This window comes from Nocardia sp. IFM 10818, from assembly GCF_054655275.1.
This window is the reverse complement of record NZ_BAAHJH010000001.1, coordinates 3,477,272-3,491,572: the sequence shown is the minus strand read 5'-3', so window position 1 is coordinate 3,491,572 and position 14,301 is coordinate 3,477,272. Positions and strand designations below refer to the sequence as shown.

Below are 14,301 nucleotides of genomic sequence, written 5' to 3'. Positions count from 1 at the left end.
TTGCGCGCATGGCGCAGGACGAAAAGCTCTTCAGCTATCTCAAGCGGGTCACCGCTGATCTCCAGCAGGCGCGGGAACGCCTGTCGGAGGTGGAGAACCGCGACCGCGAGCCCATCGCGGTCGTGGCGATGTCGTGCCGCTTCCCCGGCGGCGCCGACACCCCGGAAGCCTTGTGGAGCTTGGTGTCCTCTGGTGGCGACGCCATTTCGGCGTTCCCACGCGATCGCGGCTGGCCGTTGGACGAGTTGTTCGGCGACGACCCGGATGCGCCCGGCTCCTCCACTGTGCGTGAGGGCGGATTCCTGCACGACGCAGCCGATTTCGACCCGGCCCCGTTCGGTATCTCGCCGCGCGAGGCGCTGGCGATGGACCCGCAGCAGCGACTGCTCCTGGAAATCGCCTGGGAGACATTCGAACACGCGGGCATGGATCCGACGGCGATGCGCGGCAGCAAGACCGGCGTCTTCACCGGCGTGATGTACAACGACTATGCGGGACGTTTCGAGCGAGTCCCCGACGAGGTTGCGGGGCATCTCGGCAACGGTAGTGCGGGCAGTATCGCCTCGGGTCGCATCTCCTACACCTTCGGACTCGAGGGCCCGGCGGTCACCATCGATACGGCGTGCTCGTCCTCGCTGGTCGCGCTGCATCTGGCCGCGCAGGCGCTGCGCAACGGCGAATGCACCATGGCGCTGGCCGGCGGCGTGACCGTGATGTCCACGCCGAGAACGTTTGTGGAGTTCAGCCGGCAGGGTGGATTGTCGCCCGACGGGCGCTGCAAGGCATTCGCCGACGGCGCCGACGGCACCGGCTGGGGCGAAGGCGTGGGCCTGCTGCTGCTCGAACGACTCTCCGACGCCCAGCGCAACGGCCATCCCGTGCTGGCGATCATCCGCGGCTCGGCCGTCAATCAGGACGGCGCCTCCAACGGCCTCACCGCACCCAACGGCCCCGCCCAACAACGCGTCATCCGACAAGCCCTCACCAACGCCGGACTACAACCCACCGACATCGACGCCGTCGAAGCCCACGGCACCGGAACACGACTCGGCGACCCCATCGAAGCCCAAGCACTGATCGCCACCTACGGCAAGGACCGCCAACACCCCCTCTGGCTCGGATCGATCAAATCCAACATCGGCCACACCCAAGCCGCCGCCGGAGTCGCGGGCGTGATCAAAATGATCATGGCCATGCACCACGGCATACTCCCCCGCACGCTGCACATCGACCAGGCCACGACCGAAGTCGACTGGGACAGAGGCAACGTCGCCGTCCTCACCGAGAGCCGGACATGGCCGGAGACCGGCCGGGCACGTCGCGCGGGCGTGTCCTCCTTCGGTATCAGCGGCACCAACGCGCACGTCATCCTCGAGCAGGCGCCCGCCACCGAGGAATCCGACGCGCCACGACCCGCGCCGGTCGCTGTGCCGTGGGCGGTCTCGGCCACAACCGGTGCGGCGCTGCGCGATCAGGCCCGGCGGCTGAAGACGCTGACCGGCCCGCACCCGGCCGATGTCGGCTGGTCGCTGATTTCTTCACGCGCCGCGCTGGCCCACCGAGCGGTCGTGGTCGGCGGTGACCACGCCGAGATGCTCACCGGGTTGCAAGCGCTGGCGGACGGGACCCCGCACCCGGCCGTGGTCGAGGGTACGGCCGACTCCGCGGGCAAGGTTGTATTCGTCTTTCCCGGTCAAGGTTCGCAATGGGCCGGGATGGGTGCCGAACTGCTCGACACCGCACCGGTATTCGCCGCATGGATGCACCGCTGCGAACAGGCGCTGGCGCCGTTCGTGGACTGGTCGCTGACCGAGGTGCTACGCCACGACCATGCCGCGCTCGACCGGGTGGACGTGGTCCAGCCCGCCCTCTGGGCCATCATGGTCGCCCTCGCCGAGAACTGGCGCTCCCTCGGCGTCGAACCCGCCGCCGTCATCGGCCACTCCCAAGGCGAAATCGCGGCCGCCACCGTTGCCGGCATCCTCACCCTCGACGACGCCGCCCGCATCGTCGCCCTCCGCAGCGCCATCATTGCCCGCCGCCTCGCCGGACGCGGCGCCATGGCCGCCATCGCCCTGCCGGCCGACACCGTCCGGCACCACCTCGCCGACGACCCCGATCTCGACATCGCCGCACTCAACGGACCTCGCTCCACGGTTGTCAGCGGCTCCGCCGCCGCGATCGAGAACCTGCTCACCGCACTGGAACAGCAGGACGTCCGGGTGCGGCGCATCCCCGTCGACTACGCCTCGCACTCGGCGCACGTCGACGCTCTCGAATCCGAACTGACCGCGGCCCTGGCGCCGATCGTCCCCGGCGCCGGACGCATTCCGTTCCATTCCACCGTCACCGGCACCCGGCTCGACGGCACCGAACTCACCGCCGACTACTGGTTCCGCAACCTCCGCCGACCCGTTCTGTTCCACCCGGTCGTCCAATCACTGGTACCGACCCACACCACCTTCATCGAACCGAGCCCGCACCCCGGCCTGACCGCGGCCGTCGAGGAGTCCGCCGACACGGTTGTCGCGATCGGCACGCTGCGCCGCGACGACGGCGCTCTCGCCCGGCTGCTCATCTCCGCAGCCGAAGCCTGGACGCGCGGCATCGACGTCGACTGGACCGGGCAGTTCTCCGACGCACGCCGAATCCCCCTGCCCACCTATGCCTTCCAACGCACCCGTTACTGGCTCGACGCTCCGGTCCGGGCCGTCGCGGCCGACGGCGAGACCGATGCGGAGTTCTGGCACGCGGTGGAGCACGAGGATCTCGATGCGCTGGCGGCGATGCTGGCGGTCGGAGACCACGACTCCCAGGATGTCCTGCGCCCGGCGCTGCCGCTGCTCTCGGATTGGCGACGGAAACGCGCCGCGCAAGAGACGGTCGACGCATGGCGGTACCACGTCACCTGGCGCCCACTTCCGGCGACGCACACCGCGGCCGAGCCCGGTGGGCGCGTGCTCGCCTTCATTCGTCCCGAGCACGCCGAGCACCCCGCGATCACCGCCGCCCTGGACGTGCTTCCCGATGTCGTCCGAATCCCGTTCGACGACAGAACGACTCGCGAGTCCATTGCCGCGCTGCTCACCGAACACCGACCGCGGCAAGTGCTCTCGTTCCTCGCATTCGCCGCCGACCCGGCGGCTGCGACCCTGACGCTGCTGCAGGCCTGCGCGGACGCCGACGTGGACGGCTCGGTGTGGTGTGTGACGTCCGGTGCGGTATCCCTCGGCCGTCCGGACCGGATGCGCGATGCAGAACAGGCGTCGGTGTGGGGCCTGGGTCAGGTGGCGGGCCTCGAATTCCCGCGCTGGTGGGGCGGTCTCGTCGATCTGCCCGAGCATGTCGACGACCGCGCCGCCACCCGTTTCGCCGCGATCCTGGCGGGCGGCTGGGACGAGGACCAACTCGCCGTGCGCGCCTCCGGCGTGTTCGCCCGCCGGCTGACTCGCGCATCGAGCGCGACCACGAGACGCTCGTGGTCCACCGCGGGTTCGGCGCTCGTCACCGGCGGAACCGGCGCCCTCGGCGGTCACGTCGCGCGGTGGCTGGCCCGGTCGGGGGTGCGGCATCTCGTGCTCACCAGTCGGCGAGGAATCGACGCTCCCGGCGCCCGAGCGCTGCGGGCCGAGCTGGAGCAGATCGCTCCCGGGGTCCGCGTGGACATCGCGGCATGCGATGTCGCCGACCGCGCCGCGCTCGACGGACTGCTGCACACGGTGGGCAGCCCGATCACCGCCGTGTTCCACACCGCGGGCGTCGGCACCACCGCGTCGCTGCGAGACACCGACACCGAACTGCTGTCGCGGGCATGGGAGGGCAAGGCGCTGGGCGCCCGAAACCTCGACCATGCGTTCTCCGATACCGAACTCGATGCGTTCGTGCTGTTCTCCTCGGGCGCGGGGGTGTGGGGCGGCAGCGGGCAGGGCGCCTACGCCGCCGCCAATGCGTACCTGGACGCGGTGGCGCAGGCTCGCCGTGACCGCGGTGTCCACGCCCTGGCCGTCGCGTGGGGAACGTGGGGCGGCGACGGCATGGCCGCACAGGGTTCGGCCGCAGAAGCCTTGCGCCGCACCGGCTTGCCGGCCATGGCACCCGAACTCGCCGTCGAGGCGCTGCGACGGGCGCTCGACGGCGACGATACGACCGTCACGGTCGCGAACATCGTGTGGGACACCTTCGCACCGACGCTGAGCGCCATGCGCCGCCGCCCGCTGATCGACGATCTCGCCGAAGCGCGCGCGGCACTCGACGAGCCACGTTCCGCCGCAGTCGATTCGGGCGACAGCCTCTGGCGGCAGCGGGTCGCGGGACTCACCGCCGCCGAACGCCATCGTGTCCTGCTCGACCTGGTGCGCGCCGAGGCAGCCGGCGTGCTCGGGCACGCGTCGCCCGAGGCGGTGTCGCCGCGTGCCGCGTTCCGTGACCTCGGCGTCGACTCCCTCACCGCCGTCCAGCTGCGCAATCGGCTGCGCACCGCGACCGGCCTGGCGCTGCCCGCCACACTCGTGTTCGACCATCCGTCGCCGGCCGCGCTGGTGACGCACCTCGAGCAGGAAATGTCCGGCGCCACCGCCCGGACCGCGCCAACGGTCGAGGCGACGCCCCGGGACGACGATCCCGTGGTGATCGTCGCGATGAGCTGCCGATTCCCCGGCGACGTCAATTCGCCCGAGGCGCTGTGGGAGCTGGTGATGCGCGGCGGCGACGCGGTCTCCGAATTCCCCGCCGATCGTGGTTGGGACATCGACGGCATCTATGATCCGGATCTCTCCAGGCCGGGCACCTCCTACACCCGCGAAGGCGCGTTCGTCGCGGCCGCGGAGTTCGACGCCGCGCTGTTCGGGATCTCACCGCGGGAAGCGATCGCGATGGATCCGCAGCAGCGACTGCTGCTGGAGACCTCATGGGAGGCGTTCGAGCGGGCGGGCATCGCGGTGGATGCCCTGCGGGAGAGCCGAACCGGAGTGTTCATCGGCGCCGCCACCTCGCACTACGCCACCGGCGCCGCCGGGCAGAGCGCGGAGGGCTATCTCATCACCGGCACGGCGACGGCGGTGGTCTCCGGCCGCATCTCCTACACCTTCGGTCTCGAAGGCCCGGCCGTCACCATCGATACCGCGTGTTCGTCGTCGCTGGTCGCGCTGCATCTGGCCGCCCAGGCATTGCGCGCCGGGGAGTGTTCCCTCGCGCTCGCCGGCGGCGTGACGGTGATGTCCACACCGGCGGCCTTCGTGGAATTCAGCCGCCAGCGGGGTCTGGCCGCCGACGGCCGGTGCAAGGCATTCGCCGCGGCCGCGGACGGGACCGGCTGGGGCGAAGGCGCGGGTGTCGTGCTGCTGGAACGGCTGTCGGACGCTCGACGCAACGGCCATCCCGTGCTGGCCGTGCTGCGAGGTTCGGCGGTCAACCAGGACGGCGCATCCAACGGGCTCAGCGCGCCGAACGGCCCCGCGCAGCAACGCGTCATCCGCCAGGCGCTGGCGAATGCCGGCCTGAGTCCGGTCGAGGTGGACGCGGTCGAGGCGCACGGCACCGGAACGCGGCTCGGTGATCCCATCGAAGCCCAGGCGCTGCTGGCTACCTACGGACAGGACCGCGACGAGCCCCTGTGGCTCGGAACGATCAAGTCGAACATCGGTCACACCCAATCGGCCGCGGGCGCCGCGGGTGTCATCAAGATGGTCATGGCCATGCGGCACGGCATCATGCCCCGCACCCTGCACGTCGACGAGCCCACACCACACGTCGACTGGACATCGGGCGCGGTCTCGCTGCTCACCGAGGACCGGGACTGGCCGCAGGGCGACCGGCCCCGCAGGGCGGGTGTCTCCGCGTTCGGCGTCAGCGGAACCAATGCGCACGTGATCATCGAACAGGCGCCCGAACAGGAGCCGCTCGCCGACACCCCGGCATCTCCCCCGGTGGTTCCGTGGGTGGTGTCGGCGCGGGACAAGGGCGCCCTGTCGGCCCTGGCCGCCCGGCTCGCCGAAGAGGTGAGCGACGAGACCAGCGTGCTCGACATCGGCTACTCTCTCGCCACTTCGCGCGCCCTCTTGGAGGAGCGGGCGGTACTGACCGGTGGCGATCCGGCCGAACGCGCGCGTGCGCTGCAGTCGTTCGCGAACGGGCAGGCCGTCCCGGGCCTGATCGCCGGTCGCGCCGCCGAGGGCGGAGTGGCCATGGCGTTCTCCGGCCAGGGCACCCAACGCCTCGGCATGGGTCGCGAGCTCTACGACGCCTACCCCGCCTACGCCGACGCCTTCGACGCCGCCTGCACGGAACTCGACCCCCATCTCCCCCAGCCGCTCCGCGATATCGTCTTCGGCGACAACCCCGAACTACTCGACCAAACCCGGTACGCCCAACCCGCACTCTTCGCCCTCCACATCGCGCTCTACCGATTGTGGGAATCCTGGGGCGTCACCCCCGAGGTCGTGACCGGACACTCCATCGGCGAGATCTCGGCCGCACACATCGCGGGCGTGCTCACCCTCGCCGACGCCGCCACCCTCGTGAGCGCCCGTGGCAGGCTCATGCAGTCGCTCCCCGAAGGCGGCGCGATGGTGGCGATCGACGCCGCCGAGGACGAGGTGCTCCCGCGTCTGAGCGAGTACAGCGACGTTGTCGGCATCGCTGCCGTCAACGGACCGAAATCCCTTGTCCTGTCCGGAGATCGCGCCGCGCTCAGCGCCATCACCGACACCCTGCACGGCCACCGCATCACCTGGCTGCGCGTCTCACACGCCTTCCACTCACCACTGATGGAACCCATCCTCGGCGAGTTCCGCCGAACCGTGGCAGGCTTGTCCTTCGCCCCGTCCACCCTCCCGATGATCTCCTCCGTCACCGGCGCACGAGTCGACGACAGCACTCTCGCCGACCCCGACCACTGGATCCGCCACGCCCGCGACACCGTCCGCTTCGCCGACGCCGTCGCGCACATCACCGCGGGCGCCTGTCTCGAGATCGGCCCCAATGCCGCGCTGACCACCCACCTTCCCGGCACGGCCGTCCCGAGCCTGCGGCACAACACCTCCGAGCCGCAGGCACTCGCCACCGCCCTCGCCCACCTCGTCGTCGGCGGCGCGAACCCCGACTGGCACAGCTACTTCGCGAGCTGCGGCGCACGCACCAGCTCGCTGCCGACCTACCCGTTCCAGCACAAGCACTACTGGCTCGGCCGGGAAGACGAGGAAGGTAGCGGCGAGGCGACGCCGGACGCGGCCGAGTCCCGGTTCTGGGATGCGATCGAGCGAGCGGATCTTCCGGCGCTGGCCCGTGAACTGGGCAGCCGGGACCAGGAGACGCTCGCAGCCGCGCTGCCCGTGCTCGCGGGCTGGCGACAGCGCAAACGCGAACAGTCCGTGGTGGATTCGTGGCGCTATCACGTCACCTGGACACCGTTGACCAGGACGCCATCGGAGCTCTCGGGTACGTGGTTCGTCGTCGTGCCGTCGCCACACTACGAGGACGCCGAGGTGACCGCCGTACTGAAGGCCCTGCGGAACGCAGGCGCCGACATACAGGTCGGACAGATCGCCGATCTCGGTGACGTCTCCGGACTTACCGGGGTGGTGTCGCTGCTGGCCTTCGACGAGGCGGCCGACGACACCGAACCCGCGCTGCCGCGCGGGCTCACCGCGACCGTCACCCTGGTTCAGACGTTGCAGCGCACCGGGTTCAACGCAACGCTGTGGTGCTTGACTCGCGGTGCGGTCGCCATCGGCCGCTCCGAGACATTGCGCTCGCCCGCACAGGCCCAGTTCTGGGGTATGGGGCGCGCTGTAGCGCTGGAGTGGCCGCAGGGCTGGGGCGGGTTGATCGACCTGCCCGTGACTCTCGACGACCGCACGCTCACCCGATTGCCCGCGCTGCTGGTTCATCCCGCCGGCGAGGACCAGTTCGCCCTCCGTGCATCGGGTGCGTTCGCCCGGCGTTTGGCGCGAACACCGCGGTCCGCGTCCGGCACCACACGGTTCGAACCCCGGGGCACCGTCCTGATCACGGGCGGCACCGGTGCGCTCGGCGCACACGTGGCGCGCCTGCTGGCCCGGCGCGGAGCGGAGCATCTGCTGCTTGTCAGCCGCAGCGGTCCGGCGGCGTCGGGTGCGGCCGAACTGGAAGCCGAACTGTCGGCGCTCGGCGCGGAGGTGACCATCACTGCCTGCGACGTGGCGGACCGCGCATCGGTCGCGAATGTGCTTGCGGCCGTGCCGGATCACCGGCCGTTGACCGCGGTCGTGCACACCGCCGGCGTGGGACAGCTGACCCCGTTGTCCGATACCGGTATCGCCACGTTCGCCGAGATCGTGCGAGCGAAGACGGCCGGGGCGGCTCATCTCGACGCACTGACCGGCGACCGCAAGCTGGACGCTTTCATCCTGTTCTCCTCCGTCTCCGGCGTGTGGGGCACCGGTGGGCAGGCCGCGTACGGCGCCGCCAATGCCTACCTCGATGCGCTCGCACAGCACCGCCGTGATCGCGGGCTCCCCGCGACGTCGGTGGCCTGGGGGCCGTGGGCCGAGAGCGGCATGGCCCAGGGCGAGTCGGGTGCGCACATGCGCCGCCGCGGCCTGGTTCCGCTCTCGCCCGATCTCGCGATCGCGGCGCTGGAGCAGGCGGTGTGCGACGACGAACCGTGTTCGACCGTCGCGGACGTGCGCTGGGAGGATTTCCTGCCGCTTTTCGTCTCCGCCCGCCACAGTGCCCTGCTGTCCGATCTGCCGGAGGCGCGCGCGCTCCTGAGCACACGTGACGTGCCCGAAACCGCGGCGCGGCATCATCTTTCCGCGCTCGGCGGCGCACAGCGGCGCTCACGCCTGCTCGACATCGTCAGATCCGAGGTGGCGGCCGTGCTCGGCCACGCCGAGACGGGCGAGATCGATCCCGACCGGGCGTTCCGAGACCTCGGGTTCGACTCCCTGACCGCGGTGGAGCTGCGCGACCGACTCAGCGCAGCCATCGGTATCGCTCTTCCGGCCACCACGGTGTTCGATCATCCGAGCCCGGAGCGGCTCGTCGTGCACCTCACCGCGCTGTTCGGCGACGAGTCACCGACCGAACCCGCCACGACGATCGCGGAGTCGGATGAGCCACTGGCCATCGTCGCCCTCGGCTGCCGTTTCCCGGGTGGTGTCCACGGCCCCGAAGAACTGTGGGATCTGGTGCTCGCGGGTCGCGATGCCGTGTCCGAGTTCCCCACCGATCGCGGGTGGGACCTCGGCTCGCTACTGGAGACCGCGGCCGGTGAGCGCGGCAGCAGTACGGCGACGGCGGGTGGATTCCTGGACGGTGCGGCGGATTTCGACGCGGCGTTCTTCGGAATCTCGCCGCGCGAGGCGCTCGCGATGGACCCGCAACAGCGGCTGCTGCTCGAGACCGCGTGGGAGACCTTCGAACACGCGGGAATCGACCCGATGATATTGCGCGGCACCAAGACCGGCGTCTTCGTGGGTGGGAACAGCCAGGACTACGCCTCGTTGCTGCAGAACGGCGCCCAGGGCACCGAGGGGTACCTGCTCACCGGCAATACCACCAGCGTGGCATCCGGGCGCATCGCCTACACCTTGGGACTCGAGGGCCCGGCGGTCACCATCGATACGGCGTGCTCGTCGTCCCTGGTCGCCCTTCATCTCGCCGCCCAGGCGCTGCGCAGTGGCGAATGCACGATGGCGCTGGCCGGTGGCGTCACCCTCATGTCCACCCCCACGACATTCGTCGAATTCAGCAGGCAGGGCGGTCTCTCACCGGACGGGCGCTGTAAAGCGTTCTCCAGCACCGCCGACGGCACCGGCTGGGCCGAGGGGGTCGGTCTGCTCCTCGTCGAACGTCTTTCCGACGCCCGGCGCAACGGCCATCCGGTACTGGCGATCATGCGTGGCTCGGCGGTGAACCAGGATGGCGCCTCCAACGGCCTCACCGCACCCAACGGCCCCGCCCAACAACGCGTCATCCGACAAGCCCTCACCAACGCCGGACTACAACCCACCGACATCGACGCCGTCGAAGCCCACGGCACCGGAACACGACTCGGCGACCCCATCGAAGCCCAAGCCCTACTCGCCACCTACGGCAAGGACCGCCAACACCCCCTCTGGCTCGGATCGATCAAATCCAACATCGGCCACACCCAAGCCGCAGCCGGAGCCGCCGGCATCATCAAAATGATCATGGCCATGCACCACGGCACACTCCCCCGCACCCTCCACATCGACCAACCGACCGACGAAGTGGATTGGAACACGGGCAAAGTCGCCCTCCTCACCGAGAATCAGACCTGGCCCGACACCAACCGACCCCGCCGCGCCGCCATCTCCTCCTTCGGGGTGAGCGGCACCAACGCCCACGTCATCCTCGAACAGGCGCCCGACGACCACGAGAACGACACGGCGCCGCCCGCGCCGGTCACGGCGCCGTGGGTCCTGTCCGGACGCGACGATGCCGCCGTGCGCGCGCAGGCGGACCGCTTGGCACGCCAGGTCGGCGGGGACACCTCGGCACTGGACATCTCGGCACTGGACATCTCCACACTGGACATCGCCTACTCGCTCGCTACCACCCGCCACACGTTCGAACACCGCGCCGTCCTGGTCGGCGGCGACCTCGAGGAACGCGGCCGGGCGCTGACCGCATTGGCCGCGGGGGAGGTCTTGCCCGGCGTGTTCACCGGTCGGGGCACGGGCGGCACTGTGGCAATGGTGTTCTCCGGTCAGGGCTCGCAACGCCTCGGCATGGGCCGCGAGCTGTACGACGCCTATCCGGTCTACGCCGCGGCCTTCGACGCCGTCTGCGCGGTGCTCGAGCTGCAGCATCCGTTGCGCGATGTGGTATTCGGCGAGGACGCGGCGCTCCTGGACCGCACCGAGTACACCCAACCCGCACTGTTCGCCGTGCAGGTCGCCCTCTACCGGCTGTGGGAATCGTGGGGCATCACGCCTGCCGTGGTGGCCGGGCACTCGATCGGCGAGATCGCGGCCGCACACATCGCGGGGGTCCTCACCCTCACCGACGCCGCCTTGCTCGTCAGCGCCCGCGGCAGACTCATGCAATCCCTGCCGGCCGGCGGCGCCATGGTCGCCGTCGAAGCGGCCGAACACGAGATCCGGTCGCTGCTCGACGGATTCGCGGACCACGTCGGCCTCGCCGCCGTCAACGGCCGCAATTCGCTTGTCCTCTCGGGCGCGCACGACGCGCTCGTCGCGATTACGGACCGGCTGCCCGGACACCGCACCCGCTGGCTGCGCGTCTCGCACGCTTTCCACTCTCCGCTGATGGATCCGATCCTCGACGAGTTCCGCGATACCGTCGCGGGTCTGACGTTCGCCGCTCCGGCGGTCCCGTTCGTCTCCACCGTCACCGGCGGCCCCGTCGATACGACGACCCTCGCCGATCCGGACTACTGGGTCCGGCACGCCCGCGGCACCGTCCGCTTCGCCGAGGCCATGGAGCGCACCGCGGCATCGGTGTATCTGGAGATCGGCCCCGACGCCACGCTGACCCCGCACGTCCCCGGCACGGCGATCCCGTCTATACACCGCAAGCAGGGTGATGCCGACGCGATCACCGCCGCCCTGGCGCGGCTCGTCACAGCCGGCATCGACCCCGACTGGCACGGCTACTTCGCCGGTACCGGTGCACGCCGAGTCCCGCTGCCCACCTATGCCTTCCAGCGCACCCGCTACTGGCCGGAGTCCACCGCCGCACAGGATCGAGCGGGCTCGGGTCATCCGCTGCTCACCTCCAGCGTGGAACTCGCGCAGTCCGGCGGTGTCGTGCTCTCCGGTCGGTTGTCACTCGCATCTCACCCGTGGCTGGCCGACCACAGTGTCGCGGGCGCGGTGGTGTTCCCCGGCACCGGATTCGTGGAACTCGTGTTGCAGGCCGCGCAGACGATCGGACTGCGGAGCCTGCGGGAACTCACGCTGGAGACCCCGCTGACGCTACCGGAGAGCGGCGCCATCGATCTGCAGATCGCCGTTGCCGAACCGGACGGCGACGGCCGCCGCGCGGTCGCGGTTCATTCCCGCTTCGACGCGCCCGGCGAAGCGTGGCAACCCCATGCCACCGGCGTTCTCGACGCCGCCCCCGGCGCCGAACCGTCGTGGTCCCTCGGTATCTGGCCTCCGCAGGGCGCCGTCGCGTTGTCCGTCACGGACGTCTACGCCGAATTCGCCGCCGCCGGCGTCGATTACGGTCCATTGTTCCAGGGGCTGCGGTCGGCGTGGCGGATCGGCGAGGACATTGCGGTCGAGGTGGCATTCGCGCCGGAGGAGGAGCACCGCTCCGCCGGCTTCGATCTGCACCCGGCGCTCTTGGACGCCGTACTGCACGGCGTCGGGATCGGCCGGATGTTCGGTGAGGACGGCCAGGCCCGCCTGCCGTTCTCGTGGTCCGGCGTCACGCTGTATGCCGCAGGGTCGCCGGTGTTGCGGGCCCGCCTGTCGCCGAAGGGCGAGGACGCGGTGGCGCTGCTGGTCGCCGATGTCACGGGCAGGCCCGTCGCCGAGGTCGATCGCCTCACCATGCGCAAGATCGCACCGGAGCAGTTCGCGAGCACGCAGCGGTCGATGTTCGTGCCCGTCTGGCTGCCCCTGGAAACCCCCACGGCGGCAGTGGTATTCGCCGACATGGGAGATGAGCGCGAGGTCGCCGAGGCCACGCATGTGCTGCTACGAGCGAACCACGGCGCCGATCCGCACCCCGACGCCGCACTGGCGGCCGCGACCGAGGTGCTGAGCACGATCCAATCCTGCGCCGACGATCGAACGATCGTGGTCGTGACATCGAACGCGGTTGCCGTGGACAGTACACCCGCGCCCGCCGGGGCGGCCGTGTGGGGCTTGGTCCGCGCGGCGCAAATCGAGCAGCCGGGACGGGTGCTGCTGGTGGACATCGATACCGACGAGCGATCGTGGGCAGCCCTGCCGCACGCGCTGTCCTGCGACGAGCCGCAGATGATGCTGCGCGCCGGTGAGATTCGCGTACCTCGTCTCGTTCCCGCCCCCGCCGCGTCACCCGTGACCCCGGACTGGAGCGCGAGCACCATCGTGGTCACCGGTGCGTCGGGCGCGCTGGGCGCTCGCATCGCACAGCATCTCGTCGATGCGCACGGCGCCCGTGATCTGGTGCTGCTCAGCCGCGGCGGCGACGCACCGGAACCCGCCGGCGCCGTAGTCACCCAGATCGCCTGCGATCTCACCGATCCGCGCCAGCTTGCCGCCGCAGTCGACACCATCCCGCGTCAGCGGCCGCTCGCCGTCGTGCATTGCGCCGGTGCGCTGGACGACGCGACCCTGGAGCGCCAGACCCCTGCGCATCTGCACCGGACCTTCGCACCCAAAGCCACCGCCGCCTGGCACCTCCACCAACTCACCCAACACCACAACCTCACCACCTTCATCCTGTTCTCCTCCGCCGCAGCCACCCTCGGCTCACCCGGCCAAGCCAACTACGCCGCCGCCAACGCCTACCTCGACGCCCTCGCCCACCACCGCACCACCACCGGACACCCCACCACCAGCATCGCCTGGGGCCTCTGGAACACCGGCATGGCACACCGGCTGAGCGACGCGGATCGGCGGCGCCTCGCCGCCACCGGTCTCTCTCCGATCGAGGAGGCGGACGGCCTCGCGCTGTTCGACGCGGCCGTATCCGGCGCCGACCCGGTCGTCGTGCCGCTGCCGGTGAACCGGGCGATGCTGCGCCGCCGCGCCGCGGACGGGCAGCTTCCGGCGGTGCTGCGCGGCCTGGTCCCGCGGCCGGTCCGGGCCGCCGCGGCCGCCGCACAGCCTGCCTTGGCCGACACCCTGCGTGGGCTCGCGCCGCACGAGCGACGCGAGCGACTCGGGCAACTGATCCGCGGCCGAATCGCCGCGGTGATGGGGCACGACCCGGCCGAGACGATCGACATGGACCGGCCCTTCACCGATCTCGGGTTCGACTCGCTGATGGCCGTCGAACTGCGCGGCGCCTTGAACGCGGCCACCGGGCTGCTCCTGCCCGCCACACTGATCTTCGACCATCCCACGCCCGCCGCGCTGCACCAGCACCTGCACGGCGCGCTGTCCGGCGAATCCGCCACGGCGGACTCGGTTTTCGCCGATATCGACCGCTTGGCGGCGAATCTCGCCCAGCTCGAACCACAGCACGCGGCCCGGGTACGCAGTCGGCTGCGATCGCTTCTGGACGACCGGGAGAACACGGCGGCCGGAAACGACAACGGCGACGACGACCTACTGGCGAACGCAAACCTGGACGAGCTCTTCGACATCATCGACGACGAACTCGACCTGTCCTGAC

Annotated in this window: 1 protein-coding gene; it reads left to right on the top strand. The window is 70.5% G+C overall.

Annotated features, from left to right (window positions below):
- Window positions 1–8 precede the first annotated feature (8 nt).
- Entirely contained in the window at window positions 9–14,300 is a 14,292-nt protein-coding gene (locus tag ACYQ5L_RS16040) for a type I polyketide synthase (RefSeq protein WP_459958287.1), read from the top strand.
- Window position 14,301: the final 1 nt, after the last annotated feature.